This is a genomic window from Chitinimonas prasina (assembly GCF_030160395.1).
GTDB classification, from domain to species: Bacteria; Pseudomonadota; Gammaproteobacteria; order Burkholderiales; family Chitinimonadaceae; genus Chitinimonas; species Chitinimonas prasina.
The window spans coordinates 61,175-86,240 of the sequence record NZ_BSOG01000005.1 but is presented as its reverse complement, the minus strand read 5'-3'; the positions used below and the strand labels follow the sequence as shown (position 1 = coordinate 86,240).

General features: G+C 62.0%; 27 protein-coding genes. 16 read left to right on the top strand and 11 right to left on the bottom strand.

Going from position 1 to position 25,066, the window contains the following annotated elements:
• Window positions 1–101: 101 nt before the first annotated feature.
• The 7 genes from QQK16_RS17285 to QQK16_RS17255 all read left to right on the top strand — a co-directional run bounded on the left by QQK16_RS17285 (window position 102) and on the right by QQK16_RS17255 (window position 6,002).
• On the top strand, window positions 102–1,169 hold the full coding sequence (locus QQK16_RS17285) for an RNA methyltransferase (protein ID WP_284197729.1): 1,068 nt from the start codon (window positions 102–104) through the stop codon (window positions 1,167–1,169).
• Window positions 1,166–1,648, top strand: coding sequence for an RDD family protein (locus QQK16_RS17280; RefSeq protein WP_284197728.1), 483 nt, complete (start codon window positions 1,166–1,168; stop codon window positions 1,646–1,648). Before QQK16_RS17285 ends, QQK16_RS17280 begins: the two co-directional genes overlap by 4 nt.
• A gap of 224 nt (window positions 1,649–1,872) precedes the next feature.
• Window positions 1,873–2,520 carry a thermostable hemolysin gene (locus tag QQK16_RS17275; protein WP_284197727.1) on the top strand — a complete coding sequence of 216 codons (648 nt, stop codon included), beginning with the start codon at window positions 1,873–1,875 and terminating at the stop codon, window positions 2,518–2,520.
• The gene (locus tag QQK16_RS17270; RefSeq protein ID WP_284197726.1) at window positions 2,505–3,932 is read left to right on the top strand and encodes an AMP-binding protein; all 1,428 of its coding nucleotides are present in this window, start codon (window positions 2,505–2,507) and stop codon (window positions 3,930–3,932) included. Before QQK16_RS17275 ends, QQK16_RS17270 begins: the two co-directional genes overlap by 16 nt.
• On the top strand, window positions 3,929–4,618 hold the full coding sequence (locus tag QQK16_RS17265; RefSeq protein WP_284197725.1) for a TenA family transcriptional regulator: 690 nt from the start codon (window positions 3,929–3,931) through the stop codon (window positions 4,616–4,618). Before QQK16_RS17270 ends, QQK16_RS17265 begins: the two co-directional genes overlap by 4 nt.
• Complete coding sequence (locus tag QQK16_RS17260; RefSeq protein WP_284197724.1) at window positions 4,615–5,397, top strand: SDR family oxidoreductase; 783 nt, start codon at window positions 4,615–4,617, stop codon at window positions 5,395–5,397. Before QQK16_RS17265 ends, QQK16_RS17260 begins: the two co-directional genes overlap by 4 nt.
• A complete protein-coding gene (locus QQK16_RS17255; RefSeq protein ID WP_284197723.1) occupies window positions 5,394–6,002 on the top strand; it encodes a tetratricopeptide repeat protein in 609 nt (202 codons plus the stop codon). Before QQK16_RS17260 ends, QQK16_RS17255 begins: the two co-directional genes overlap by 4 nt.
• A 108-nt stretch (window positions 6,003–6,110) precedes the next feature.
• Here QQK16_RS17255 and QQK16_RS17250 read toward each other — a convergent pair whose 3' ends face one another.
• The 4 genes from QQK16_RS17250 to QQK16_RS17235 form a co-directional block, all read right to left on the bottom strand.
• Complete coding sequence (locus QQK16_RS17250; RefSeq protein WP_284197722.1) at window positions 6,111–6,599, bottom strand: GNAT family N-acetyltransferase; 489 nt, start codon at window positions 6,597–6,599, stop codon at window positions 6,111–6,113.
• A gap of 61 nt (window positions 6,600–6,660) precedes the next feature.
• Entirely contained in the window at window positions 6,661–7,398 is a 738-nt protein-coding gene (locus QQK16_RS17245) for a DUF6585 family protein (protein ID WP_284197721.1), read from the bottom strand.
• 302 nt (window positions 7,399–7,700) lie between these two features.
• Entirely contained in the window at window positions 7,701–8,354 is a 654-nt protein-coding gene (locus tag QQK16_RS17240; protein ID WP_284197720.1) for an SOS response-associated peptidase, read from the bottom strand.
• Window positions 8,355–8,366: 12 nt separating this feature from the next.
• Window positions 8,367–8,726, bottom strand: a complete 360-nt coding sequence (locus QQK16_RS17235; RefSeq protein WP_284197916.1) for an HU family DNA-binding protein — start codon at window positions 8,724–8,726, stop codon at window positions 8,367–8,369.
• Window positions 8,727–9,043: 317 nt separating this feature from the next.
• Between QQK16_RS17235 and QQK16_RS17230 the strand changes: the two genes are divergently transcribed.
• The 5 genes from QQK16_RS17230 (at window position 9,044) to QQK16_RS17210 (ending at window position 13,002) form a co-directional block, all read left to right on the top strand.
• Complete coding sequence (locus tag QQK16_RS17230) at window positions 9,044–9,223, top strand: hypothetical protein (protein ID WP_284197719.1); 180 nt, start codon at window positions 9,044–9,046, stop codon at window positions 9,221–9,223.
• A 215-nt stretch (window positions 9,224–9,438) separates the two neighbouring features.
• On the top strand, window positions 9,439–10,647 hold the full coding sequence (locus tag QQK16_RS17225; protein ID WP_284197718.1) for a Yip1 family protein: 1,209 nt from the start codon (window positions 9,439–9,441) through the stop codon (window positions 10,645–10,647).
• Window positions 10,648–10,831: 184 nt separating this feature from the next.
• Complete coding sequence (locus QQK16_RS17220; protein ID WP_284197717.1) at window positions 10,832–11,980, top strand: hypothetical protein; 1,149 nt, start codon at window positions 10,832–10,834, stop codon at window positions 11,978–11,980.
• 19 nt (window positions 11,981–11,999) lie between these two features.
• On the top strand, window positions 12,000–12,725 hold the full coding sequence (locus QQK16_RS17215; protein WP_284197716.1) for a 3'-5' exonuclease: 726 nt from the start codon (window positions 12,000–12,002) through the stop codon (window positions 12,723–12,725).
• 55 nt (window positions 12,726–12,780) lie between these two features.
• The gene (locus tag QQK16_RS17210; protein ID WP_284197715.1) at window positions 12,781–13,002 is read left to right on the top strand and encodes a hypothetical protein; all 222 of its coding nucleotides are present in this window, start codon (window positions 12,781–12,783) and stop codon (window positions 13,000–13,002) included.
• Between the two features lie 13 nt (window positions 13,003–13,015).
• On the opposite strand, the gene QQK16_RS17205 is transcribed toward QQK16_RS17210, so the two are convergent.
• The gene (locus QQK16_RS17205) at window positions 13,016–13,885 is read right to left on the bottom strand and encodes a ParA family protein (RefSeq protein WP_284197714.1); all 870 of its coding nucleotides are present in this window, start codon (window positions 13,883–13,885) and stop codon (window positions 13,016–13,018) included.
• A gap of 289 nt (window positions 13,886–14,174) precedes the next feature.
• Here QQK16_RS17205 and QQK16_RS17200 point away from each other — a divergent pair, with 289 nt between their 5' ends.
• Genes QQK16_RS17200 through QQK16_RS17190 form a run of 3 tightly spaced genes read left to right on the top strand, consistent with a single transcriptional unit; the run spans window position 14,175 to window position 18,080 of the window.
• On the top strand, window positions 14,175–16,175 hold the full coding sequence (locus QQK16_RS17200) for a DUF1800 domain-containing protein (protein WP_284197713.1): 2,001 nt from the start codon (window positions 14,175–14,177) through the stop codon (window positions 16,173–16,175).
• A gap of 1 nt (window position 16,176) precedes the next feature.
• On the top strand, window positions 16,177–17,538 hold the full coding sequence (locus tag QQK16_RS17195) for a DUF1501 domain-containing protein (protein WP_284197712.1): 1,362 nt from the start codon (window positions 16,177–16,179) through the stop codon (window positions 17,536–17,538).
• Between the two features lie 11 nt (window positions 17,539–17,549).
• The gene (locus QQK16_RS17190; protein WP_284197711.1) at window positions 17,550–18,080 is read left to right on the top strand and encodes a c-type cytochrome; all 531 of its coding nucleotides are present in this window, start codon (window positions 17,550–17,552) and stop codon (window positions 18,078–18,080) included.
• 88 nt (window positions 18,081–18,168) lie between these two features.
• On the opposite strand, the gene aspS is transcribed toward QQK16_RS17190, so the two are convergent.
• Window positions 18,169–19,929 (bottom strand): aspartate--tRNA ligase, encoded by a 1,761-nt coding sequence (gene aspS / locus QQK16_RS17185; protein ID WP_284197710.1) that lies wholly within the window; start codon window positions 19,927–19,929, stop codon window positions 18,169–18,171.
• Between the two features lie 231 nt (window positions 19,930–20,160).
• Here aspS and QQK16_RS17180 point away from each other — a divergent pair, with 231 nt between their 5' ends.
• The gene (locus QQK16_RS17180) at window positions 20,161–20,673 is read left to right on the top strand and encodes a hypothetical protein (protein ID WP_284197709.1); all 513 of its coding nucleotides are present in this window, start codon (window positions 20,161–20,163) and stop codon (window positions 20,671–20,673) included.
• Here the strand turns inward: QQK16_RS17180 and QQK16_RS17175 are convergent.
• From QQK16_RS17175 to QQK16_RS17155, 5 genes are all read right to left on the bottom strand, one after another.
• Window positions 20,646–21,191 (bottom strand): protein-tyrosine phosphatase family protein, encoded by a 546-nt coding sequence (locus tag QQK16_RS17175; RefSeq protein ID WP_284197708.1) that lies wholly within the window; start codon window positions 21,189–21,191, stop codon window positions 20,646–20,648. The two genes, QQK16_RS17180 and QQK16_RS17175, sit on opposite strands and share 28 nt — an antisense overlap.
• Window positions 21,188–21,733: an RNA 2'-phosphotransferase gene (locus QQK16_RS17170; protein ID WP_284197707.1), complete on the bottom strand. Its 546-nt coding sequence runs from the start codon at window positions 21,731–21,733 to the stop codon at window positions 21,188–21,190. Before QQK16_RS17170 ends, QQK16_RS17175 begins: the two co-directional genes overlap by 4 nt.
• Before the next feature lie 67 nt (window positions 21,734–21,800).
• Complete coding sequence (locus tag QQK16_RS17165; RefSeq protein WP_284197706.1) at window positions 21,801–22,838, bottom strand: bifunctional nicotinamide-nucleotide adenylyltransferase/Nudix hydroxylase; 1,038 nt, start codon at window positions 22,836–22,838, stop codon at window positions 21,801–21,803.
• An 8-nt stretch (window positions 22,839–22,846) separates the two neighbouring features.
• A complete protein-coding gene (locus tag QQK16_RS17160; protein WP_284197705.1) occupies window positions 22,847–23,359 on the bottom strand; it encodes an O-acetyl-ADP-ribose deacetylase in 513 nt (170 codons plus the stop codon).
• 21 nt (window positions 23,360–23,380) lie between these two features.
• On the bottom strand, window positions 23,381–25,063 hold the full coding sequence (locus QQK16_RS17155) for an NAD+ synthase (RefSeq protein ID WP_284197704.1): 1,683 nt from the start codon (window positions 25,061–25,063) through the stop codon (window positions 23,381–23,383).
• Window positions 25,064–25,066 lie beyond the last annotated feature (3 nt).

The following is a 25,066-nucleotide window of genomic DNA, read 5'->3' as shown; positions in this document are numbered from 1 at the left end:
TCGCCTTCGCACCGCTACGGACTGGGCGCAGGCCGGTATGGCCTTGCCGCATGGCGGCCGGTTCAGCCAAGGTGTACGGCCGGTGGTAGGATGCGCACCCCATGCGTATTCAAGACTTCCACCAATCGCTTGCCGATCTTGGCGCCAAGCCCTGCCATATAGGCCGGATAAGCCGCGCCTGGCTGGCCGGCAAACCCCTGGATACCGGTACCAAGTACCGCAAGACCGAGGACTACCTGCCATTGGCGGTACGCGAAGGCTTGCCGGCACTGGCCGAGCAGATAGAAGGGCTGGTCAGCCTGACCTCCGAGCATCCGGCGGCCGATGGCTCGGCACGCTTGCTGGTGGCCCTGGCCGACGGCCAGATGGTAGAAAGCGTGCTGCTGCCCCGTGATGGACTGTGCGTTTCAACCCAGGTTGGCTGTGCCGTTGGCTGCGTGTTCTGCATGACCGGCAAAAGCGGCTTGCTGCGCCAGGTCGGCAGTGCCGAGATCGTGGCTCAGGTAGCGCTGGCGCGCCGCTTCCGCCCGGTCAAGAAGGTGGTTTTCATGGGCATGGGCGAGCCCGCCCATAACCTCGACAATGTGCTCGAGGCCATAGATCTGCTGGGGCTGGAGGGTAATATCGGCCACAAGAACCTGGTGTTCTCGACAGTGGGCGATATGCGGGTGTTCGAGCGGCTGCCGCAGCAGCGGGTCAAGCCTGCTTTGGCGCTGTCACTGCATACCAGCCGCGCCGATCTGCGCCAGCAACTGCTGCCCCGTGCACCCCGGATAGATCCTGAGGAACTGATGGAGCTGGGCGAGGCTTATGCGCGCCGTGTGGGCTACCCCATCCAGTACCAATGGACGCTGCTGAAAGGCATCAACGACAGCCAGGAAGAAATGGACGCCATCCTGCGCCTGTTCAAGGGCAAGTTCGCAGTGCTTAACCTGATCCCCTACAACAGCCTGGAGGGCGATGCCTTCCAGCGGCCGGACGCTGCGCATATCCAGTACATGACCCGCTATCTGCATGACCGTGGCGTGCTGACCAAGGTGCGTAATTCGGCAGGCCAGGATATCGACGGTGGTTGCGGCCAGTTGCGCGCCCGTGCAACACAACAGGTGGATACCAGCCGCTTGCGGCGTGCGGTAGGCCGCGTCCCCGCCAACAAGGTAACAACATGAGCAATCCCTATCAGCCTTCCAGCGTGATTCCCGAGCCAGTTGAAACCGGACTGGAGTACGTGGGCTTTGGGGCCCGCCTGCTGGCCTCGGTGATCGATACCCTGCTGACCATGTGCGTCACCGTGCCCATCATGCTGCTGTATATGGGCGATGCCTATTGGGATGACCAGCGCTACTTCAATGGCGGCGTGGGCTTTCTGGTCGAGTGGCTGTTGCCCGCTGTGGCGGTGATCGCCTTCTGGCTGGCGCGGCAAGCAACGCCGGGCAAGATGGTGATAGGCGCCAAAGTGGTGGATGCCACCACTGGTTTGCCACTGAAGCCTGGACAGGCCATCCTGCGCTACCTGGGCTATTACGTTTCCACCATCCCCCTGTTCCTGGGGCTGATCTGGGTGGCGTTCGACGCCCGCAAGCAAGGCTGGCATGACAAGATCGCCAACACGGTGGTGATACGCGGCAAGTGGCCGGCGAAGCCTTAGCATCGGCTGCGCACCGCCGATGGGGCGATAGCGCCTTGGCCACCGTCACCGACCAGCGCAGTATCAGCCGGAGGCTGGCTTAGCGCTGCCCAACCCTTGCCGCAACCGTACGGTCGGTTGCGCGTGCCTAGGCAGGACCGCTACGCTGGGTTTTGTTGGCGGCGCTTAAGTTAGTGTTAAGTTTTGCCCGGCAGCATGTCACTCATCCTAACGGAGAGAGTGTGATGCAGCCCTTGAAGAAACTTGCCTACTCCAGCCAGAGAACGCTTGCCTGCGGTCTTGAGACGGCTGATGCAGAAGACATCCTGCCCTTTGTCTATGCCCGTTTCCGCGCGGTGCACGATGCGCGGGTCATACGACTGCTACCCAATCAGTTCACCTTGCGCGATGCCGAAGGCCGGTTGCTGGCGGTGGCTGGCTTTCAAACCGCCCATGGCAATGCCCTGTTTCTCGAGCATTACCTGGATGAACCGGTACACAAAGCCGTGGCCAGGCAGTTGCAACGGCCTGTATCGCGTGCCGACATCGTCGAACTGGGCAATCTTGCAGCGGTCGGTGGCCATACCCCTACCTTGATACTGGCGATGATGCGCTACCTGGCGGCCAGCTCCAGCCGCTATGTGGTGTTTACGCTGACGGCACAGGTGCGCGCCACCTTCCGCCGCATGGGTCTGCCCTTAATAGCGTTGACCGAGGCCAGCCCGGACAGGGTGCCCCAGCCAGAGACCTGGGGCGCGTATTACGACAAGCAGCCCCTGGTGATGGTGGGGGATATCGCCGCTGGATTAGCCGCGCTGGATGCCAACCCGGCACTGGCACAGGCATTGGCAGCCCAACCTGCGCTGGAGGGGCTGCCATGCAACTTGTCCTGAACGCCCTGGCGCAGCATGCCCGCTTGCAGCCGGACGCCACGGCCCTGCTGACCCCGGCGGCGCACATCAGCTACGCGGAGCTTGAACACAGGGTGAGCCGCTTGGCTAACCATCTGCAAGCGGAGGCTATGCCGGGGCCGGTGGCGTGGCTGGCTGACAACGATGCGGACTGGGTGGTGCTGGACCTCGCTTTGGCCAGGGCCAATATTGCCGGCGTGCCCCTGCCGCCTTTCTTTAGCGAAGCCCAGCGCCAGCATGTGCTGGCTGATAGTGGTGCTGCCTGCCTGGTCACCCCGGCTGCGGGCGGCATGTCGTTGCCGGGCACAGGGCTGAGCCTGCAACGCCTGCCTGCCAACACCCGGGCCGCGGCCTTACCCAGCGGTACGGTCAAGCTCACTTACACCTCGGGTACGACGGGGGCGCCCAAGGGCGTCTGCCTGTCAGGTGCGCAGTTGGACGCGACGGTGAGCGCCCTGGATGAGGTTATCGGGCCGCTGGCCGTGACCCAGCACCTGTGCGTGATGCCCCTGGCGGTACTACTGGAGAATCTGGCCGGACTGTACCTGCCCTTGATGCGGGGTGTGCCTGTGGAGTTGGTGCCGCTGGCCGACCTTGGCATGGCGGCTTTTCCGCCTGATGTGCCGCGCTTTATCGCCGCCTTGCAGGCATCACAGGCGGATAGCGTCATCCTCTTGCCTAGTACGCTGCAATGGCTGGTGGCGGCGACCCAGGCCGGGCAGTTGTCCAAACCTTGGCGGTTTCTGGCCGTCGGCGGCGGCCGTAGCGGCAGTCGCACCCTGGCGCAGGCCGCAGCACTGGCACTGCCGGTGTTCGAGGGTTATGGCCTGTCAGAGGCTGGCTCTGTGGTGGCACTCAACCGGCCGGGTGCCCATAGACCTGGGACGGTAGGCCGGCCATTGCCCCATGTAGTGGTGCAGCTCGCTGCGGATGGCGAAGTACTGGTGGGTGGTAACACCATGCTGGGCTACCTGGGCCAGGGCCCCGCACCAGCACTCATTGCCACAGGCGACCTGGGTGAAATCGATGCCGATGGCTTTTTAACCCTGCTGGGTCGCAAGAAAAATACCATCGTGACCGGCATGGGCCGCAATGTCTCACCGGAGTGGCTAGAGGCCGAGTTCGGTGCCGTGCCTGGCATACGGCAGGCCCTGGTCTATGGCGACGAGGCACAGGGGCTGCACGGGATGTTCTACAGCACCGAGCCCATGGCTGCCAACCAGGCGCTGGCGCAATGCAATGCGCAGTTGCCCAGCTATGCCCGGCTCGATGGCTGGACGCTACTGACTACCCCCTTGAGCCCTGCGCAGGGCGAGATCACCCCCAATGGACGGCTTTGCCGTGCCCGTATTCTGGCCAATCGGCTGCCTGCCTTGTATGGAGAGACACCATGACATTCTTTCAACGACTGCAATCTGAAACCACGGCTGAGCGCAGCTATCTGCTGGCTGCGCCGGCCATTCTGGACTGCCAGCGGGCGGTAGTCCCGCGCGAGCGCTATGTTGCCTTCCTGACCGAGGCCTATCACCACGTCAAGCATACCGTGCCCTTGCTGATGGCCGTGGGCAGCCGTTTGCGTGCCGATCAGCGCTGGCTGTTCGATGCCGTGGTGGAATACATCGATGAGGAGCAGGGCCACGATGAATGGATATTGAGCGATATCGCCGCCTGTGGCGCCGACGCCGATGCGGTCAGGCATGGGTCGCCGCACCGCAGCACCGAGCTGATGGTGAGCTACGCCTGGGATAGTGTCTGCCGCCTTAATCCGGTCAGCTTCTTCGGCATGGTCTATGTGCTTGAGGGCACCAGCGTGAACCTGGCCACGCCCATGGCGGGCATCATCCAGCAAACCCTGGGATTACCACCCCAGGCCATGACTTACCTGACCTCACATGGCGCGCTGGACCAATCGCATATCGGTTTCTTCGAGAAACTCATGCTGCAGCTGGAAGCGCCGGCAGATCAGGCCGCCGTGCTGCATATGGCGCGGCGCATGTTTGTGCTGTATGGCGATGTGTTCCGTGCGCTGACCGAACAGCAGACCACACAGGTGCAGCCATCAGCCGGAGTACTGGCATGAAGATCGCCGTGGTGACGGGGGCCAGCGGCGGTATCGGCGCCGCGATTGCCACCGCGCTGGTTGAGGCGGGCTGGGTGGTGTGGCTGGTGGCCAGGGATGCAGCAAGGCTGGAGGCGCTGGCACGCAAGCTGGGGCCCCATGCCCGCAGCTTGCCGCTGGACCTGACCGATGCAGACAGCCCCGCCTTGCTGGCCGACGCCCTGCGCGCCCAGCCCTTGCCCTTGGGGCTGCTGGTGAACGCGGCGGGCGCACAGCACTTCGGCTTGTTCGCAGAGCAACCGCCGGCGCAGCTGGACGCCATGCTGGCGCTAAATCTGGCTGCGCCCATGAAGCTGATCCAAGCCTTGTGGGCTGGTTTTTGCCCCGATGCCATGGTGGTGAATGTGGGCTCGGTATTCGGCAGCATCGGGTTTCCCGGCTATGCCGGCTACTGCGCCAGCAAGGGGGGCCTGCGGGTGTTTACCGAGGCGCTGGCGCGCGAAAGCGGTGGCACCGGCCCCCGGTTTGTGCACTTGGCGCCACGGGCCGTGAACACCCCTCTCAATAGCCCCAGGGTGCAGGCACTCAATGCCGCCCTGCATACCCAGGTGGATGAACCAGAGGTCGTCGCGGCGGCGCTGATTGCGCTATTGCGGCGCAAGCGGGTGCGCGAGGCTGTCATCGGCTGGCCAGAGAAGTTGTTCTTCCGCCTCAATCAGTTGCTGCCCGGCGCGGTCGACAGCGCCATTGCCAAGCAACTACCGCTAATTCGCAAGTTTGCCCAAGGAGATTTTTCATGAAGACGCTGTTTGTCGTGTTTGCCAGCATGCTGCTGTCTGCCTACACCTATGCTACCGATCTCGCCACGCTGCAGACCCGCTGGGCAGAAGCGCAGTACAGCCTGAGTGGCGAGGCGCAGGAGCAGGCTTTTGCCAGGCTGGTGCAAGAGACCGAGACCGTGGGTACTCAGGATCTCCCCATGCTGACCTGGAAAGGCATCATCAACTCCAGCTATGCAGGGGCCAAGGGGGGATTGGGGGCATTGAAGTATGCCAAGGAGGCCAAGGCGGCATTCGAAGCCGTGATTGCCCGTGACCCTGCCACGCTCAATGGCTCGGCACTGACCTCGCTGGGTGTGCTGTACTACAAGGTGCCCGGCTGGCCCATCGCCTTCGGCGATGACCAGAAAGCGCTGGCGCTGCTGAAGCGCGGCCTGGCTGCCAACCCTGACGGGATAGACAGCAATTACTTCTACGCAGAGTACCTGCTGGAGCAGGGAGACAAAGCGGGTGCCAGGCAATATCTGACCAAGGCACGCATGGCTGCACCCCGGCCAGGCCGCGAAAGTGCCGACCGTGGCCGGCAGGGAGAGATCGCCAGTTTGCTGAGCAAGCTGGATGGCTAGCAAGACCCGGTGCCGGCCTGGCTAGCGCCATGCTTGTCAGCATGGGCTGCCAGGCCGCATGCTGTATTGGGCAGGTATGCGCCTAGGCGCCGATACACCGGCGTCCAGTCAGGAGCCTTCGGCACGCGTGGCCGACAACTGCAGCGCCATGATGTGTTCGTCGCCGTCTTTCTCGCCGGTATCGCAAAAGCCGGCCTTGGCATAGAAGGGCTGAGGGTTGCCTGGGCTGGCGGCGTAATAGAGCGTGACGCGGATATCGCCGTGGGTGGTGCTCAGTTCATCCAGCCAGATTGCGACGGCGCGCTGCCCATATCCCTGGCGCTGATGCTGGCTACCCAGCATAAAGCGCAGCAGGTGGAATGCCGCCGCTGCCGGGTCGCACCAATAGGCCATGAAGCCCACCGGGCTCTCGTCGGCATAGATCACCCTCAGCTGTACCTTGTCCGGCTCCAGGTAGGCCTTGGCGATGGTGTTTTCATTGCTGGCGACAAAGGTGGTTTGCTCGGGCTTGACCTTGAGCGCCAGCACCGTGTCGAAGTTGGCGTGGGTCAACGGGCGCAGTGATACCTGCGTGGTAGTCATGGATTCGTTCGGCATGGTGCTTGATTCTGTTGCCCAAAAGGGGCAGGCCACGATGGGCTGTGGCCTGCTGTGTTGGCTATGCCAAGGCGGCAAGCAGGGTAAAGGCATTGGGTATCTTGTGCACCGGCAAGCGTACGGCGCTGAGGAGCTTGCCTTTCTGCTTGATCAGCAGCTTGCCGCCTGCAATCGTGATTTTCTCTATCTGATCGCGGGGTAAGGACAGGTTTTTATACACCAGGGTGTCACGCTGCAGGGTGAGGGGGCCGAAGTGCACCGCCCGGCCTTCACTCAGGTGTTTCAGCGCCGTCGGGGTAATGGTGTTGCGCTCAAAGGCAACCAGACGTTGGTGCAGCTCAATGATGCCGCGGACATTGCTGTTGAGTTTGAGCTGGCCCTGGTTCTGGCCATCACTCAGATGAATGTTGATATGCATCGAATCGGCATTGACCCTATCCTGCGGCGCGATTTCCAGCAGGCGATGGAGTGCGACGGTGCTGTCGTGGCCCGTCATATGGATTAACTGGTGGCGTATCTTGGTGTGCTCGTCGAGCTTGATGGATTTTTCGCCCAGCAAGGAGGAAACGCTGATGCGATCGCCATGGTAGGTGACGCGCTTGCTGTGATGAAACACCCAGATGAATGCCAGCAAGGCCAGGCTAAGACTGCCTACTGTGATACTTATGCCCTTTTCTGACCAGGGGTGGCCAAGATTGAGACTGGCATAGAGGTCGCCGAAGCAGAGCATGAAGATGGTGCCTAGCACCAGGGTGGCCATGGCGCGGGCCATATAGGTCATGGAATAGGTAGTTTGCATGAGATGGGAACAAGGATGGGAGTGGATATGGACGTCTGTGTTTGCCGCCGGCCCGGCTCGGGCTGGCTGACGGGGACGTTAATCGCTTGTGGGGCCAGTGCACAACGGTTGTGTACGTAGAGAGCGGTTGGCTTGCCATGGTGCGGGCTTCAGTTGCAGCCGAGCACGGCTCAATTGCCCTGCCACTGCGGGCGCAAGCCACCTTGATGGGCTGCTTCAGCCAGCAGCGCCAGCCGTGACGGCTTGTGTACTCCAGGCAACAGCGCCCAGCGCTTGCGTGCCAGGCATGCAAGCAAGGAGGGCTAGAACAGGCTGAGGGTTTGTGGTTGCAGCGGTGCTGCCTCGGCCTCAAAGCCGGCTAAGGGCATCAGGCTGAGGAAACTGCGGGCGGTTTCGCTGTCGGCTTGCAGCCAGGTGTCGTATTGCGCGGGGGGAATGACCACCAGGGCGCGTTTTTCGTCGTTGGGGCGATGGAACTGGCCCATCAAAGGATGGCCGTCAGCATTGATGGTGAGTAGCGAAAACGAGAGCAGATCCTGGCCATCGCGGCGCCATCTATCCCAGATGCCGGCCACGGCAAAGCTGTTGCCATCGCGGTGCTGCAGGCGCCAGCGCTGTGCCCGGCCGCTGTGGTAGCCCGGCTCATAGAAGCATTGCATGGGCACCAGGCAGAATTGGCGCTTGTGCCAGGCGTGCCGGAAGCTAGGCTTCTCGCCCACGGTTTCGGTTCTGGCGTTATAGGTATGGCGACCGATGTGACGGTCGCTGGCCCACGCAGGTATCAATCCAAAGCTGGCAGCCAGGCATTCACGCAAGCGCGCGCTGGCCTGGCTGAGCCGGATGATGGGTGCAGCATAGCTGGGGTAGACCTCTTCCACCCAGTCCTCGTCGGGCGGGATTACCTCGAACTCGTCGGTAAGCCGCTTGGGCGCTACAGGGCGGAAGTTGGTACACACGCTAACCGGCTATTACTTCTTCTTGGCGGGCTTCTTGGTGGCCTGGGCGGCAACAGCAGCCTTGAAGGTGGCACCAGGGGTGAACTTGGGCACAACGGTGGCGGCGATCTTCAGCTTCTCGCCAGTACGTGGGTTCTTGCCTTCGCGTGCAGCACGGGGCAGGGATTTGAAGGTACCGAAGCCCACCAGCGTCACGGTGTCGCCTTCGGCGACCGCTTGGCTAACGGCTTCAATGAACGCATCCAGGCTGTTACCGGCGGCTGCCTTGCTCAGGTTGGCCTTGTCTGCGATGACATCAATCAGTGCTTGCTTGTTCATGCTTATGCCTCTGTCTGCTGTGGGTAAATGCCGGCCGTGCCTGCCACGGCCCAGGGACAGTCTAGTGGAAGATTTGCGTTTGTGCCTATCACTTCATGCGTAAAAGCGCATCAGTGCTGGCTTGCAGCGCTTTCGACACACCTGGGGCCGGTTTGGGCAATATTTGTGGCAGGCATTTGCGAATGTCATAGACCTTGGCACAATGCTAGTCAAATTGAAATCCAGCCCATCCTGCTGCCGGCATCAGCTGCAGCAGGCACGGCCTGGATTCCCTGTTCCTGAGGAGGAACCGTAGCAATGAACGACCCTTTGCAACAGCAGGCAAGGACGCCTGCTGGCAGTGTGCGCCAAGCCATGCACCGATTGCGCCCTTGCACCCGACGCTGAAGCGGCAGGAGGAGGCCCCCGCGCAAGTTGCGGCCGTGCCGACTGTGTCGCCGCCCCCTGCCTGGCGTAGCTGGCGCATGCTGGTCGAGATGAGCATGGCCGGGATAGCGGGCTTTCTGGGCGGTCTGGTGCTGTTTGGTGCGGTGCTGCGCGCAAGTGCGTAGCGCCTGATGGACTCAAGCCACGGCGTGGTGGTGACGGATAGCACAGAGAGAACCCTGGCGCGGGATGCCGGATTAGCACGAGCCTGTACGCTACCCAGATTGACGCCACACACTTTGCCGGCGTTGCGGTCTCGGCAATATTGCAGTTTGTATCCTGCGGGCAGATGGGCTAACACTCACGAGTTCGCTTAACTTTCATTCCATAGGAATCGCTGATGAACCTGGTTCAACGTGTACAGGGCATATTGCTCAAACCCAAGGAGACTTGGCCGGTCATCGATGCCGAGTCGACCACCGTCGCGTCCATCTACAAGGAATACCTGCTGATCCTGGCCGCCATACCGGTGATTGCCAGCTTTATCGGTATGTCCTTGATCGGGGTAGGGGGCTTTGGCATCAGCATACGCACGCCCATCGTGGCTGGCCTGGTGCAGGCAGTGCTGACCTACGGCCTGTCTCTGCTGATGGTGTTTGTGTTGAGCTTGATAGTCGATGCACTGGCACCGAGCTTTGGTGGTACCAAGAACCCGCTCAATGCCTTCAAGGTGGTGGCCTTCAGCATGACGGCCAGCTATGTGGTCGGCATCCTCAGCATTGTTCCCATGCTGGGCATGCTGGGTATCCTGGGAGCCCTCTACGGTTTCTATCTGCTCTATCTGGGCCTGCCGGTACTGATGAAGTGCTCGGAAGACAAGGCCATAGGTTACACCGCCGTGGTGGCCGTCATCGGCTTTGTGGCCTCCATCATCATTGGCGTGATCGCGGGCGCAGTGACTGCGCCCTTCATGCTGATGGGCGCGGCCAGTTCCATCTCGGTGGATTCGCCTGACGGCAAGGTGGCCATCGATACCTCCAAGCTGGAAGCCATGGCCAAGAAGATGGAAGAAGCCGGCAAGAAGCTGGAAGAGGCGCAGGCTTCGGGTGATACGGCTGCGGCCGGTGCCGCATTGGGCGCCATGGTCAGTGGTGGCGGCACGCCTATTGCCAGCCAGGAACTGAAGGCCTTCCTGCCGGAGAATATCGCGGGCCTTAAGCGCAACTCGTTGGAAGCAGAGAGCAATTCGGCCATGGGCTTTTCGGTATCGACCGCCAAGGCGGCCTACGGTGACGATACCCGTAGCCTGCGTCTGTCGATTACCGACCTGGGTGGTGCTGGCGGCCTGATGAGCCTGGCAGCCTGGGCCAATGTCACGTCCGACAAGGAAACCGATACCGCCATCGAGAAGATCTACAAGGATGGTAAGCGCACCCTGCGTGAGGATTACCAGAAGGATGGTAGCCGTGGGCAATTCAGCGTGGTGCTGGCCAATGGCGTGATGCTGGAGGCCGAAGGCAACCAGGTGGATATCGCCTTGCTCAAGCAGGCGATAGTCAGTGTGAACCCTGACAAGATCGAGGCGCTGCAGCGCCCTGCCAAGCAGTAAGCAGGCAGCATCTACCCAAGCCAGTTGCGGCTAGCCCCGTAACTGGCTTTTTGTTTGTTGGCGGTTCCGGCTTATGCTGGGCAGCAAATTGCGGATGTCACTGATCCGCGCTGTATCAATCTACGTCTGCAGCAACTTGATTTTCGTGGAAATCGGTTTGCTGGACGCGCCTGAAGGGATGCACATGCGCCGTCTTGCTCTTATCCTGCTGGGATCGCTCTGCTCGGCTACTGTGGCCGCCGCCAATTTTGACTTTCAGTTCGTTGACGCGGAGAACACCTTCGCCCAGCGTGGCTGGATGGACAGCAGTTCCTTGTTCCAACGTAATTTCCGGGCCGCTGGCGTCTTGCTGGGTGCGGCTATTGCATCGGATCGGACCATTACCGTGGAGGTGCGGGCGGACGCTAATACGGCGCGCTTCGGCGGAGGGCTGAACTTTGGCCTGGACCGTGGTCTGCAACAGGGTCTGCATGTGCTGGAGCCTGGCGCGTTGACTCGCGTGCTGGGGGGCGTGCGCACCAATACGCCAGACATTGTTGTCACCGTCAATGCGGCATTCTCGGAGCAGTGGTACTGGCCGGATACCCAGCCTGAGACGCGCGGCGGCGTGGTGCCGCAGGGCAAGACGGATCTGATCTCCATCGTCATGCATGAACTGGTGCATGGTCTCGGCATGGCGGCACGACGCAGCTTCGATACAGCGACGCTGGGGCAGTTTTACGACAATGTACGTATCCCCTATGACTTGCTGACCCGTTTTGCCGGCAACGGGCAGCCCTCGGAGAATGGCGTCTACAACCAATTGGAGTTCTTTGGCCCTGAAACCGTGATGACCAATGGTGGACCGCTGAAGCTGACCTACGTGTCGCCAGGTAGCCGGGAGTTCAGTCAGAACTTTTCGCATATCGGCGATTGCAGCGATGCCTTGCCATACCGGACTACCCTGATGAATGGCTGCAGCGTACCTGTTGATGGCAGCCGTCTGAAGCTGACGCCGTATGACCTGGGGCTGATTGCAGACATGGGCTATCCAGTGCGCTCGGTGTTCTTTGCCGATAGCGGCGTCCTGAGTACGGCGGTGAGGCTGGAAGGCGTGATGTATGGTGCGCGCCTGCAGCGGGTAGGTACGCAAGGCTACGAGTTCGACCTGGTCAACACCAGCCTGAGCAACCGCGCCGAGAGCGAGGCCAGCTTCGATAGTTCGAGCGGCACGCTGACCATGAACAACCTGACCATCAACGATAGCCCACAGCGCTATAACGTGGTGATGAAGCTGGTGCCGAATGTCTCCAACCTACGCTTCACCCTGCATAGCGCGACCTTGTTACCCTGATTTGTCCTTGAAACTGAATATGAGATCTCCCCGTACCCTGATCAAGACCCTGCGACGTTGGCTGGGCTTGCCGACACCGGCGACAACTTACACCACGGCTGCGCCGGCAGACGTGGCCAAGCCACCCAGGCACAAGCCGCAGGCACCCTTGCGCACCTATGACAAAGCCGCCATACAGGCCATGCCCGAATTTCCTGGCCTGCAGCGGGAGGCTATCGTGGTGGTGGAAGACGAGGCGAGCGCTGCGAGTGCTTGCGCTGTGTTGCAGGCTGCCGGTGTGGTGGGATTTGATACCGAGTCCAAGCCGACCTTCAACAAGGGCGAACAATCGCAAGGCCCGCACCTGATACAGATGTCCACGGCAGCGTGTGCGTATCTTTTCCCGGTGCGCAACAACCAGGTGCCGACTGCCCTGCGTGAGCTGCTGATGTCGCCCAAGGTCATCAAGGTGGGTTTTGATTTACGCTCCGACAAGGCCCAGATGGCGGCCAATCTCAAGCTACACTGCCAAGGGATAGATGATCTGGTGAGCGTGTTCCGCAAGCAGGGTTATCGCAATACCATCGGTGCGGTGCAGGCGGTGGCCATTCTGTTCGGCCAGCACTATCGCAAGTCCAAGAGTGCCAAGATGTCCAACTGGGCGGCGCCCCAACTGAACGACAGCCAGCAGCGCTACGCAGCTAACGATGCCTATGTGGCATTGCGGGTGTACCAGGCCTTGCGCGAGAAGGCACAGCGCCGCTAGGGTAGCGCTGCTGCGGGTTTTGGCATTAGGCTGTTCAATCTGCCAGGGGGCGACCATGCTCAAATTTGGATTCCGCATCAGAACCAAAACCGGGGCCGTGGTGGACAACCTGGTGATACAGGCCCTTGACCTGGCCCATGCCGAGGCCAAGCTGCTGCAGATGTATCACCACGCCACGGTGCTGGAGGCCAAGCCCCTGGATGACACGCCGCGCGGTGAAGGGGTGGATCTGGAAAGCGCCATCTCACTGATCATCGGGCGCGACGATACGCGCTAGCAGCTTGCTGCTCTCACGCCCCGGCTATCTTGATGGCTTTGGCCGGCTTGGTCAGCAGACGGCTCAACAGCGCCTGGGCCTGCGGGTCTTGCACCGCCAGGCTGGGTGTGGTCTGGGCTGGCAGAAAGCCCAGCAGCTGTAATTCCTCATACAGACCCTGATAATCCTGCGCACCCCGGCTATTCGGTGCATGGGCAAACACATCGCGGTTGGCATAGGGGCTTTCGGCCAGCGCCACATTCTCGTGTATGCGGGTGGTACATACCTCTGCGCCAAAGTGTTCCCGCATGGCACGGTCTATATCCCAGGACATGCGGCGGCGACCATCAAACCGGGTAATGACATAGCAGCGGGCAATCCGCTGCTTCAGGACGGGTGCCAAGGCATTAAGGGTCTTTTCTACCTGCATGGCGCTCTTCATGGCCAGGTAGTCGGCTGATACCGGAACCAGCACCCGGTCTGCCGCAAATATCGCCGATAGCGACAATACACCCAGCATGGGCGAGCAATCGATCACCACCGGCTGGCTGCCATGGAGCAGATGCTCGCGCTGCAGGCCTAGCCGCAAGCGGTTGAGGATGTTGGGGCCCTTGCCGAACTGGGTATCGACCTTGGCCAGCTCCAGGTGTGCGGCAATGATGCTGCCCCGGCCTGCGACGGCGAACTGCAGATCAGCCAACTGCCTGTGGTCTCGATAGAAGGCGTAGATGCTGCTAGAGGAATCAGTAGGCGTGATGCCAGAGAGTGCGGTCAGATGGCCTTGCGGGTCCAGGTCGATGGCCAAGGTGGTGTGGCCGGCACGCGCCAGGGCCGCTGCCAGGTTGAGGGCTGTGGTGGTCTTTGCCACACCACCTTTCTGATTGAAAACCGCAAGGCAAGCCATGGCGTTATCCCGTTTGACTAACTGGGCCTTTAGTTATCTGTATAAATCAAATACTTAGCAAGTTATTTTAATGCATCGCTATAAATGGTGCCCAAGAAGCGCCTGCCTGGCAGGTGACAGACGGTGGTCTGGATGCGACAGAATCATTTGTCATAAGTGCTGTTTAGAAGGCATTATCAACACATTGTCATAAACTTTTACCAATCTCCGCTGTCGCCATCGCCCCGCTTGGGCATAAATTGGCTGTGGTTTCGGATTGGACCTTGCGTAAGGCGCAGTGGAGGCAGCAATGAATACAGGATGGATACGATGCGGTGCGGCATTGATACTGTTGGGCACTTGCCATGCTGCGGGCAAGCTGGGCCAGTTTGAAGCCAAGGGTAGCTATACCGGCACGCCGGCCAACCTGACGCTATCGGCAACGGTAGAGCCGGCGCCGCAGGACAAAGGCGCTGCTGGGGGCATCTACGTCGCTGCCCTGGTGCAGAACGACTGGCTGGTACTGGGGCCTACCGGTTGGGTGCCCTCCACCATGGGCTTTCCTGCCTACCGCACTGGCCCGTTGGCGAACACCGCCGTCCCGGTACTGAGCAATCTGGATGTGGCCGCCATCGAGTGTGCCCAGGTGTTTGCCGGCTACGGCCGCACGTTGGACGCCATGGTAGGCGAGATGACCTACCGGTCCATCTACCAGGTTCCGGCACTATGGCCCCGTACCACTCCGCTGCCCTGCAGCAGCATGGCAGACGCCGATGCTGCGCGTTTTCTCAAGCAGGCTACGTTTGGCGCGACCGAGGCAGAAATCGCCAACGTCAAGCAGCTGGGCCTGGCGGCCTGGATCAATGCCCAGTTTGCACTGCCGGCAAGCCGCTATCCCAATCTGCCGGAAACCCCGTCCTCGCGCCCGGCGGAGTGCGACAACATCTGTGGCCGCGATAAATACAGCCTGTTCCCGCTGCAGACCACGTTCTACAAAAACGCCCTGACTGCGCCAGATCAACTGCGCCAGCGGGTAGCGTTTGCGCTGTCGCAGATCTTGGTGGTCTCGGGTAACGAGATCAACATGGCGTACAGCTATGCGCCCTATCAGAACATCCTGGTGGACAATGCCTTTGGCAACTTCCGGGACATTATGACCCAGGTGACGCTGAGCCCGGCCATGGGGCGTTACCTGGACATGGTCAACAACGGCAAACCATCGTCAGCATCGCAACAGGCCAATGAGAACTACGCCCGCGAACTGCTGCAGTTGTTCACCATCGGCCTGTACCAGCTGAATCAGGATGGTACAGTGGTGCGGGACGGCAACGGCCTGCCCGTCCCCAGTTACGACGAGGAGATGGTACGCAAGTTTGCCCTGATCCTGACTGGCTGGACCTACCCGGTAAAACCCGGCGCGGCGCCGGCCAAGTACAACCCCAGCTATTACCTGGGCCCCATGGTGGCCGTGGCCACCAATCACGAGAACAGCAGCAAGGCCCTGTTCAATGGCTATGTATTGCCGGCCGGGCAAACGCCGGAGAAAGACCTGGCCGATGCCTTGGACAATCTGTTCCAGCATCCCAATGTCGGTCCCTTTATCGGCAAGCAGCTGATACAGCACCTGGTGACCAGCAACCCCAGCCCGGCCTATGTCGCCCGTGTGTCTGATGCCTTCGCCAACAACGGCCAGGGGGTGCGCGGTGATCTTAAGGCCGTCGTGCGTGCCATCCTGCTGGACCCGGAAGCCCGTGGCGGCATGCGTAGCGAGGTCAACTACGGCCACCTGCGGGAGCCGGTACTGGTGGGTACCCAGCTGTTGCGGGCACTGGGCGGGCAGAGCGATGGTGTGTGGTTGATAGGCCAGAACCGCAGCCTGGAACAGAACGTATTCAACTCCCCCTCGGTATTCAACTACTACCCGGCCGATTATGCGCTGGTGGACGGGACCGAAGCTCCCCAGTTCGGCATCTACAACACCAACACCGCCATTGCCCGGGTAAACCACCTGTACAGCATGGTGGTCTCGGCCACCGCCACAGGCAATGTGATCACTCCCGGCAAGCCCGACACGACGGTGGTGGGCGCCACCGGCACTTCGTTCGACCTGAGCCCGCTGGTTGCGCTGGCGGGCGACCCCGCCAAGCTGGTGGACAGGCTTAATGTGCTGCTGTTGCACGGCACCATGCAACCCACCATGCGCGACCTGCTGGTCAAGCAGGTGACGGCTGCCGGCACCGACCCGCTGGTACGCACCCGCACGGCTATCTATCTGACGGCCGCCTCAACTGCTTTCCAAGTGGAGCGCTGACATGAATATGACCCGCCGTGACCTGATGCGCGCTGCCATGCTGGCGGCCTCGGCCAGTGGATTTGGCTGGATGAAGGCGCTGGCTGCTCCGGCCAGCGACTACAAGGCCCTGGTTTGCGTCTTTCTCAATGGTGGCAACGACGGTAACAACCTGATCGTCCCGCTAAATACCGATGAGTACACCGCCTATGCCACCGTGCGCGGCGGCCTGGCCTTGCCCAAAACCAGCGACACGCCGAATGCCGCGCTGCTGTCTATGGGTGCGCCCAAGTCCCAGCCTGGCCGCGAGTTTGGCCTGCACCCGGCGCTCTCGGCCTTGCTGCCGATGTGGCAGCAGGGCAAGCTGGCGGTGCAGTGCAATGTCGGCTCGCTGGTGGCGCCGCTGACCATGGCCGAATACAAGGCCAACCGCAATCGCCCCTACAGCCTGTTTTCCCATTCCGATCAACAGGCGCAGTGGCAGACCGCAGAATCTGAAGAAGTCGGACGTACCGGCTGGGGCGGCCGTCTGGCCGATGCCGCGCTGGGCCTGAATGGCGGGGTGACTATTCCTTCGCTGATATCGCTGTCGGGCTCCACACTGTTTGGCGTGGGCCGGCGGACTTCACCTCTGGTCTCGCCTGCCAGCGGGAACTTTGGCCTCAGCGGCACCGGCACATCGGCTTCGGCCAAGGCCCGTACCGAGGGGATTGCTGCGCTGCTGGGCATGGACCGCAACAATATCCTGGCCGCTGCCGCCAACAATGCCCTGGGGACGGCGCTCAATAGCGCTGCCATCATCAGTCCCATCATCAACAATGGCGCTGCTGGCGTGGCCACCCATTTCACTGGCCTCACCGGCAACTTCAATGCGCAGCTGCTGGCGGTGGCCAAGCTGATCGAGGCGAGGGCAGCCTTAGGGCTGTCACGGCAGATATTCTTTGTGCAATTGGGCGGCTTCGATACCCATAGCAACCAGATCAGTGCGCAGGAAGGCTTGTTTGCGCAGCTGGGCAACAGCCTGGCGGCCTTTTACAAGGCCATGGAAGGTTTGGGCCTGGCCAACCAGGTGACTGCCTTCACCAGCTCAGACTTCTCCCGCACGCTGCGACCCGCTTCCGGCGCAGGCAGCGATCACGCCTGGGGCAACCATCACATGGTGCTCGGTGGTGCGGTCAAGGGCGGCGACTTCTATGGTGCCTTCCCCACCCTGGCACTCAAGGGGCCGGATGATATCGATGGTGCCGGCCGCTGGCTGCCCACCACCTCGATAGACCAGTACGCTGCCACTTTTGCCAGATGGTTTGGTGTGGCCGATAGTGAGTTGACCACGGTATTGCCTTATCTGTCGCGCTTCAACCAAACCCATATGGGCTTTCTGTGAAAAAGCAGCGCATGACGACACCCCTGCTGCGTACGGCCTTGCTGGCCGGTGTGCTGGCCGGCCTTGCGCTGCCTGCCGGCGCAGGCAGCGTGGACAAAGGCCGCACGCTCTACCTGAACAACTGCCTGGTTTGCCACGGCATGCCACCCGATCAGTTGAGCAATCCCTCGGTATTGGCCGGCACCGACGCGCCGGCCAATATCCGCCATGCCATCAACAGCCAGGTGCAGATGCGCCATTTGGCAACGTTGACCGATACCGACCTGGCCAATATCGCCACCTTCCTGGGCAAGCCGTCGACCACCGATGCCGACCGCACCTTTGATTGGGGCGAAACGGCCTACCCGGAACTGCTGGCACCCGCCAAGGCCAAGTCAGCCGTGTATGACGGCTACTACTACCGCTATTACTCGACCACTAATGTCTACATCGGCATCAAGAATGGCCGACTGTATTTCCTGGATGGCAATGTCCCTGGCGAGCCGCTGGATCTGGCACCGGCGGACTACTATCTGGGCCAAGCCGAGGCGGCCGGTTTTTGAGCGGTAGCCTGCTGTAGCAGGCTACCGGGTAGAGCCAGTTCACGATCTTTTCGCCCCAGCGCTGGGGTGAAAAATCGTGAGTAGGCGCTTAGCCAGGGCGCAGGCCCAGCTCGCGCCACCGGGCCGCGGGTATGGCAGCCGGCGCATGCATCAGCAGGTCTTCGCCGTTGGCTGCCAGCGGGAAGGCCACGACTTCGCGCAGGGTGCTGCTCTGCGTCAGCAGCATCACCATACGGTCTATGCCTGGTGCGGCACCGCCGTGCGGCGGTACACCGTGGCGGAAGGCAGCCAGCATGCCGCCGAATTCCTGTTCTACTTGTGCAGGCTGATAGCCGGCCAAACTGAAGGCCTCGATCAGGGTCTCGGGCTCGTGGTTGCGGATGGCGCCTGAGCAGAGTTCTATGCCGTTGACCACGATATCGTATTGCTGGGCCGTGATGCTGAGCGGGTCTTGCCCGCGCAGGGCTGCCATGCCGCCATGGGGCATGGAGAAGGGGTTGTGGCAAAAGCCCACCTTGCCGTGTTCATCCAGCTCATACATGGGGAAGTCCACCACCCAGGCGAAGCGGTAGTCGTGCGGGTCTACAGGCAGTAGCGGCATCAAGGCCTGGCGCAGGGCGCGAACGGCCTGGGCGACGGCTGCCTCTTGGCCGATCAGCAGCCACAGCTGGGCGCCATCAGGCAGTGTGGCCGCGCCCGCCAGTTGCATGGGTGCGGTGGCGGGCAGTTGCTTCCATAGCCCGCCGCCCCAACCGTCCTCCTTGCGTACGCCATGTATCACCGTCACACCATCACAAGCGGCTTCGCTGGCGATGCGCTGGCCCCAGCCACGCGTCTGGCTGGCGCTTTCTGCGACGGAAAGGACGCGGGCTACACTGCCTGCCGGCAGTAGTTGTGGGGCGTGCTGCTGCAGCCAGTCCTCGGCGGCCTCGGCTGTCCATGGGTAGCGCAGGTCGGGCTTGTCGCAACCATAGCGGGCCATGGCCTCGCGGTAGGAGATGCGCGGCCAGGGGCCGGGAGTGATGCGGGCCGTTGCGTCGCCAGCCAGGAAGACCTGGGGCAGCACCCGCTCCATGACGCTGAAAACTTCTTCCTGGTGGGTCCAGGCCATTTCGAAGTCGAGCTGGTAGAACTCGCCTGGCGATCGGTCGGCGCGGGAGGCTTCATCGCGAAAGCAGGGCGCAACCTGGAAGTAGCGATCCACCCCGGCAGCCATCAGCAGCTGCTTGAACTGCTGAGGGGCCTGGGGCAGGGCGTAGAACTTGCCGGGGTGCACGCGCGACGGCACCAGGAAGTCGCGGGCGCCCTCGGGGCTGGATGCAGTGAGCAAGGGTGTCTGGATTTCCAGAAAGCCCTCGGCCTTCATGGCGCTGCGGCAGGCATCGATGACGGCAGTGCGTACCCGTAGGCGTTCCAGCATGTCGGGTCGGCGCAGGTCCAGGTAGCGGTAGCTGAGGCGCAGTCGCTCGTCGGCACGGGCGAAGTCGCTGAGCGGCGTGGGCAGCGGCGCGGCACGGCTGACAATATGGGCGCTTTGCAGGACGACCTCCACCTCGCCCGTAGGCAGGCTGTTGTTGCGGGTGGCGGGGCTGCGCGCGACCAGGGTGCCGACGAGGCAGAGCGTGCTCTCCATCGGCAGGTGCTCCAGTTCATCGAACTGCGGGTGCTGGGCATCGACCACCACCTGTACCCGGCCACTGCTGTCGCGCAGATCAAGGAACAGTACTCGGCCATGCGAGCGCTTGCCATTGAGAAAGCCGGCCAGCCGCACCTGTTGATCCAGGTTGGCAAGACGCAGGCTGCCGGCGGCGTGGCTACGATAGGGTGGGTAGGGGGTATGGCTTTGCATGGTATGGCTCCTGATGAAGGACGAAAAAAAGCGAGGGGGCCTTTCGGCCCCCTCGCTGGAATCTGGTGTCGGCTGTGTGTTAGCCGGGTCGGTACTTCGCTACACCAAACGCCATCGCGACAAGGGCCAGAGGACCGTTGTCGTTGCGATTATTATTGGCAGCAAGGAGGGCGAAGTGGGAGTACATGCTTTTTATCGTGGCCTAAACCGGCGTAGTGCGCAAGGGGGGAGATGAGGCTGATCAAATCCAGGGGCGGCAGGCTCTTACGCCGTAGCCTGACTGCCGGAGAGCGCCACTTGCTGGAAGGCGTATTTGGCCGTGCACTGGACTACGACAGGATACGCATCTGCTCGCTGGGGGCCATGCCGGGTGCCGCTGCGACCGTGCTAGGTTGCCATATCAGCTATGCACCCGCCTGGTACAGGCCGGATTTTGCCCTGGCGGATCTGGCCTTGCAGGCGCTCTTGGTACATGAGGCCACCCATGTGTGGCAGTACCAGCAGCGCAGGCAGACGGGCTATACCACGCCACTGAAGGCCGCCTGGGAGCATCTGCGGTACGGCCGGCAAGGGGTTTACGACTACAGGCTGGTGCCGGGCAAAGCCTTGTGCGACTACCGCTATGAGCAGCAAGGACGCTTGCTGCAGGATTACTACCTGCTGAAACAGGGGGCGACACCGGCTGCTGATGCGTTGTCCGACTACGAGGCGGTGATCTACCGATCCATCAGGCGGGAGGGCTGAGTTTCCCTGCAGTGCCACCTGGCCACCCAGTCCTGCTGTGCCGGTGTCTCGGGGGAATGCGGCAGCCGTGTGGATTTGGCCACCGTGAGCCAGTGCGCTTGCAGGGTCTGCAGGGCTGCGGCCGGGCTCATGCCTTGTTCTGTCAGGTAGCAGCCCACCACGGTGCCCGTACGGCCGACCCCACCCCAGCAATGCACATAGACCCGCCGGCCCTGCATCAGGGCGGCGGTGATGGCATCGAGTATGGCGCGCATCTGGCCGGCCGAGGCAGGAACCGACTTGTCGGCAATGGCAAAGCGTTGGTGGATGATATCGGCACCGGCGGGCAGCAAGGGCTGGTAGGGAGCCAGTTCGCCGTCTTCGGTCAGGTCGATGAAGTGATTGATGCCTGCCGCCAGGTAGGCGGCCAGCTTGGCTGTGGAGCTGCCGTCGTCTTTGTCCCTGGGGTACTCGCCAGCCAGCAAGCTGCCGGGCTGTACCCAATAGCTGTTGGCATTGGGGCGCGCCGGGGTGTTCATACGGCGAACTCGATGAAGGCAACAGGCACGTTGTGGGTCAGCCAGATGCCGTTGGCCGAGCAGTAGAAGGCATGGCCGGTGTTGTGCAAAGCCAGGGCCTTGATGCGCAATATGGTAGGTTTTCCGTGCCGTTCGCCGACATTGGTAGCGGTTTCCGGCTGGGTGGATAGATGTACATGCTGGCGGGAGCCAGGCTTGAGGCCGTCCTGGCGTATCTGCTCGACAAAGCGGGTGGCGGTGCCGTGGTACAGCACCTCGGGCGGCGTGACAGGCTGCAGCCCCAGGTCTATGTCGACCGAATGGCCCTGGTTGGCGCGTATCCGCCCTTGTGCCTCATCCAGGGTAAAGCGCTGCTTGTCGTTGCTGGTGACCACTTCGCGCAGCAGCGGGAGCTCCAGTTTCTTGCCATCTTGGGCGGCGCAGGCGATCAATTCGTCCAGATTGGCCCAGCCGTTCGCATCCAGCGTCAGGCCGATGGCATCGGGTTGGTGGCGGAGCACAAAGCTCAGGAATTTGCTGGTGTGTTTCAGATCGTTCTTCATGGTTTTATTGTTCTGTGTCGGGGGGTATCTCACTCAGGTTGGAGCGAGAGGCTGTTTGCGGGCATGCCTAGCCCGGTGACGGCCGGTTGGGTTCTATCAGTTTCAGGAAATGGTCGAGGATGATGAAATGGTCCTCGAACAGTTGGTCTTCCATGCTCGCCAGCTGGTCTATCGCCACCCAGCGGGCGGCCGAGGCATCGTCCGCCGCCTGCATGGCGGGTAGTTCGGTCTGGGGCAAGGCGTAGTAGTAGGCGTGGGTGAGGGTACGGCCGCGCAGGCTGCGCTCGGGGTGATCGAACAGCGCTTGGCCTTGCAGGCTGGCTTGCAGCTCGGCGTCGGCCAGCGTCAAGCCGGTTTCTTCGCGCAGTTCGCGCAGGGCAGCGCTACCTACCCGTTCGTGCTGATCCAGAAAGCCGCCGGGCAGCGCCCAGCTCCCTTTGCCGGGCTGGCCGCCACGCTGTATCAGCAGCACCTTGTTGTCGCAGCGCACCACGGTATCGACGGTGACAAACACAGGCGGAAACGGGGCCTTGGCCCAGGCTTGCTGGTAGTCCTGCAGGTAGCGGTACTCGGCCAGTAGGCCGGCAAAAGCCGGGCTGGCGGCAAAGGCCTGCAAGGCACGGCTGACCGCTTCCGGCAGCTGCGTGGCAATGGCCTGGGTATCACCGTCTGCCTCAAACCACTGGCGCCGCAGATCGGTGGCGTTGAGGCCAGCCACATTGTCGGTATGCACCAGTGGCCAGTCGGGGAAATCATGCAGGTAGCGCGAGCTATGATCCTTGACGTGGCCGAACAGCCCCAGCTTTTCACCAGGCCGTGTCACTGCCGCCACGCCCTGGCGCACGGCCTCGGCCCAGCGTGGGCTGTTGTAGTAGTCGCGCATGGGCACAAAGCGAACCCTGTCGGCATCGGCGCCCAGGCTGGCTCGTATCATGGCCTCGCGCTCGGCCACATTGAAGGGGTTGCGCACGCTGCGCGGCCGAAAGGCCGACCCCAACACCAGTATCAGCGAGGGCGCCAGCGCCAGGGCTTGCCGTATCAGGGCCAGATGGCTGTTGTGCAGGGGTTGGAAGCGGCCTATGTAGACCAGGGTGTCGAATGGCATGAGGTTACCTATTGCGCCGGTGCTAGCAGCGATTGATAGAGGGCGAGATCACTGGCTGAGTAGCAGCAGAAGGTGACCTGCAGTTCTTCTTTCAAGGCAGGGTGTGCCATCACCGTTCGGACGGCTATATCGGCCGCGAGCGCCGGGGGGTACCCATAGATACCGGTGCTGATACAGGGGAAGGCAATGCTGGTGCAGCCATGCCGGGTAGCCAAATCCAGCGACTTCCAATAGCAACTCGCCAGTAGTTCGGCTTCGCCATGCGCTCCTCCACGCCATACCGGCCCTACCGTGTGGATGATATGGCGTGCGGGCAACCGAAAACCCTCGGTGACCTTTGCATCGCCTGTCTTGCATCCGCCGAGCAAGCGGCAGGCATGTACCAACTCCGGCCCGGCAGCCCGGTGTATGGCGCCGTCTACGCCCCCGCCGCCCAGCAGCGACGAATTCGCGGCATTGACGATGGCATCCAAGGGTAGCTTGGTGATATCTGCGTGTATGGCGATGGGGTGGTGGCTCATGGATTTGCCAGCTTGAGATGGTCAATACTGCGCCGCAATAGGCATCTGCCGCCCATTGCCAAAGGCACGGTTGCGCACCCGGATGATGGGTGGAGCCTGGCGGCGCTTGAATTCGGATTTGGCGATCAGCCCCAGCACCCTGGCTATGGTGTCGCCACCGCCCAGAGCCTGCATGCCGGCCACAAAGTTGCGGGCGGAGGTGTATTCCTCAGGACGCAGGCGATGGCCTTCGATATGTAGCTTGAGGATCTCGTCCAGCACCGGGTAAGGGGGCAGCGAGTCGCTGTCCTTCTGGCCTTCGGACAACTCGGCAGAGGGCTCCTTGTCGATGATGGCCTGCGGGATCAATTCGCGGCCATGGCGGGTGTTGTAGTGGCGCGCCAGGGCGAATACCTCGGTCTTGTAGAGGTCGCCTATGATGTTGAGGCCGCCATTGGTATCGCCATACAGGGTGCAGTAGCCCACCGATATCTCGGACTTGTTGCCGGTGGTCAGCAGCAGGTGGCCGAAATGGTTGGAGTACTCCATCAGGATGGTGCCGCGTATGCGCGCTTGCAGGTTCTCAACTGTCAGGCGCGATGGGGCAGGGCCGAAGGCCGCCTCGAACTGGCCACGATAGCCGCCTACCAGCTCGGCTATCGGATGGGTGAGCAGCTTGACCCCCAGGTTCTGGCACAGCTGGGCCGAGTCGCTGACACTACCGCTGCTGGAATATTGCGAGGGCATGGTGATAGCGGTGACGTTGTCCGGCCCCAGGGCGTCGGCAGCCAGTGCCAGGGTGAGGGCGCTGTCTATGCCGCCGGAGCTGCCGATGACCACCTGCTTGAAACCTATCTTGCGGGCGTAGTCCTGCAGGCCCAGGACGATCTGCCGATAGTAGAACTCGCTGTCGGCCATGGCTGCGCTGACGGCTTGGTCCAGCATGCGGCCATCGTGGTGGAAGTCGCCATCAAATCCCAGGGTCTGCACGGCTTCTTCGAACAGCGGCAACTGGTGTACCACGCCATGGCGGGGGTGGACGGCAAATGAGCCGCCATCGAAAACAATCTGGTCGTTGCCACCCACCTGGTTGATGTAGACCAGGGGCAGCTTCCAGTGCTGTGCCACGCCGGCAAACAGGGCGTGCCGCTGCTCGGGCTTGCCCACATTGCTGGGGCTGGCATTGATGCTGACGATCAGGTCTACCCCGGTCTGCGCCAGGGTCTGCACCGGGTCGATGGCGTAGTCGGTGCCTTGCTGGTTCCAGGCATCCTCGCAGATGACAAAGCCCAGCCGCTGGCCTGCCACGGTGAGGATGGCGGCCCTGTTCGGGCCTGGCTCAAAATGCCGACGTTCGTCGAAGATATTGTAGGTAGGCAGCAGTTGCTTGTGATATTGCAGCACGATCTGGCCTTGTTGCAGTACCAGCAGGCTGTTGTGCAGCGGCTTGCCCACACCGGTGTTGGCGGTGGCGGCGCCAATGACCAGGGTAGCGCTGGTGTGGCGCGATTCGGCCAGCATGGCGTCCAGGGCCTGCTGTTGGCGGGCCAGGAAGTCCGGTTCTTCCACCATGTCCTGCGGGTAGTAGCCCGACAGGCATAGCTCGGAAAAAACGATCAGGTCAGCCCCCTGGGCCTGGGCAATGGCGGCGCGCATGCGGGCCAGGTTGCCGTCGAAGTCGCACAGCTTGTAATCGAGCTGGGCCATGGCGATCTGGATACGCATGGG

Coding starts and splice junctions, on each gene's coding strand:
- QQK16_RS17220 (WP_284197717.1), top strand. CDS start 10,832: ATGCGCCGTCTTGCTCTTATCCTGCTGGGATCGCTCTGCTCGGCTACT.
- QQK16_RS17245 (WP_284197721.1), bottom strand. CDS start 7,398: ATGCAAACTACCTATTCCATGACCTATATGGCCCGCGCCATGGCCACC.
- QQK16_RS17165 (WP_284197706.1), bottom strand. CDS start 22,838: ATGCCATTCGACACCCTGGTCTACATAGGCCGCTTCCAACCCCTGCAC.
- QQK16_RS17225 (WP_284197718.1), top strand. CDS start 9,439: ATGAACCTGGTTCAACGTGTACAGGGCATATTGCTCAAACCCAAGGAG.
- QQK16_RS17195 (WP_284197712.1), top strand. CDS start 16,177: ATGAATATGACCCGCCGTGACCTGATGCGCGCTGCCATGCTGGCGGCC.
- QQK16_RS17280 (WP_284197728.1), top strand. CDS start 1,166: ATGAGCAATCCCTATCAGCCTTCCAGCGTGATTCCCGAGCCAGTTGAA.
- QQK16_RS17200 (WP_284197713.1), top strand. CDS start 14,175: ATGAATACAGGATGGATACGATGCGGTGCGGCATTGATACTGTTGGGC.
- QQK16_RS17285 (WP_284197729.1), top strand. CDS start 102: ATGCGTATTCAAGACTTCCACCAATCGCTTGCCGATCTTGGCGCCAAG.
- QQK16_RS17215 (WP_284197716.1), top strand. CDS start 12,000: ATGAGATCTCCCCGTACCCTGATCAAGACCCTGCGACGTTGGCTGGGC.
- QQK16_RS17180 (WP_284197709.1), top strand. CDS start 20,161: ATGAGGCTGATCAAATCCAGGGGCGGCAGGCTCTTACGCCGTAGCCTG.
- QQK16_RS17155 (WP_284197704.1), bottom strand. CDS start 25,063: ATGCGTATCCAGATCGCCATGGCCCAGCTCGATTACAAGCTGTGCGAC.
- QQK16_RS17210 (WP_284197715.1), top strand. CDS start 12,781: ATGCTCAAATTTGGATTCCGCATCAGAACCAAAACCGGGGCCGTGGTG.
- QQK16_RS17190 (WP_284197711.1), top strand. CDS start 17,550: ATGACGACACCCCTGCTGCGTACGGCCTTGCTGGCCGGTGTGCTGGCC.
- QQK16_RS17250 (WP_284197722.1), bottom strand. CDS start 6,599: ATGCCGAACGAATCCATGACTACCACGCAGGTATCACTGCGCCCGTTG.
- QQK16_RS17160 (WP_284197705.1), bottom strand. CDS start 23,359: ATGAGCCACCACCCCATCGCCATACACGCAGATATCACCAAGCTACCC.
- QQK16_RS17255 (WP_284197723.1), top strand. CDS start 5,394: ATGAAGACGCTGTTTGTCGTGTTTGCCAGCATGCTGCTGTCTGCCTAC.
- QQK16_RS17275 (WP_284197727.1), top strand. CDS start 1,873: ATGCAGCCCTTGAAGAAACTTGCCTACTCCAGCCAGAGAACGCTTGCC.
- QQK16_RS17175 (WP_284197708.1), bottom strand. CDS start 21,191: ATGAACACCCCGGCGCGCCCCAATGCCAACAGCTATTGGGTACAGCCC.
- aspS (WP_284197710.1), bottom strand. CDS start 19,929: ATGCAAAGCCATACCCCCTACCCACCCTATCGTAGCCACGCCGCCGGC.
- QQK16_RS17260 (WP_284197724.1), top strand. CDS start 4,615: ATGAAGATCGCCGTGGTGACGGGGGCCAGCGGCGGTATCGGCGCCGCG.
- QQK16_RS17265 (WP_284197725.1), top strand. CDS start 3,929: ATGACATTCTTTCAACGACTGCAATCTGAAACCACGGCTGAGCGCAGC.
- QQK16_RS17170 (WP_284197707.1), bottom strand. CDS start 21,733: ATGAAGAACGATCTGAAACACACCAGCAAATTCCTGAGCTTTGTGCTC.
- QQK16_RS17205 (WP_284197714.1), bottom strand. CDS start 13,885: ATGGCTTGCCTTGCGGTTTTCAATCAGAAAGGTGGTGTGGCAAAGACC.
- QQK16_RS17270 (WP_284197726.1), top strand. CDS start 2,505: ATGCAACTTGTCCTGAACGCCCTGGCGCAGCATGCCCGCTTGCAGCCG.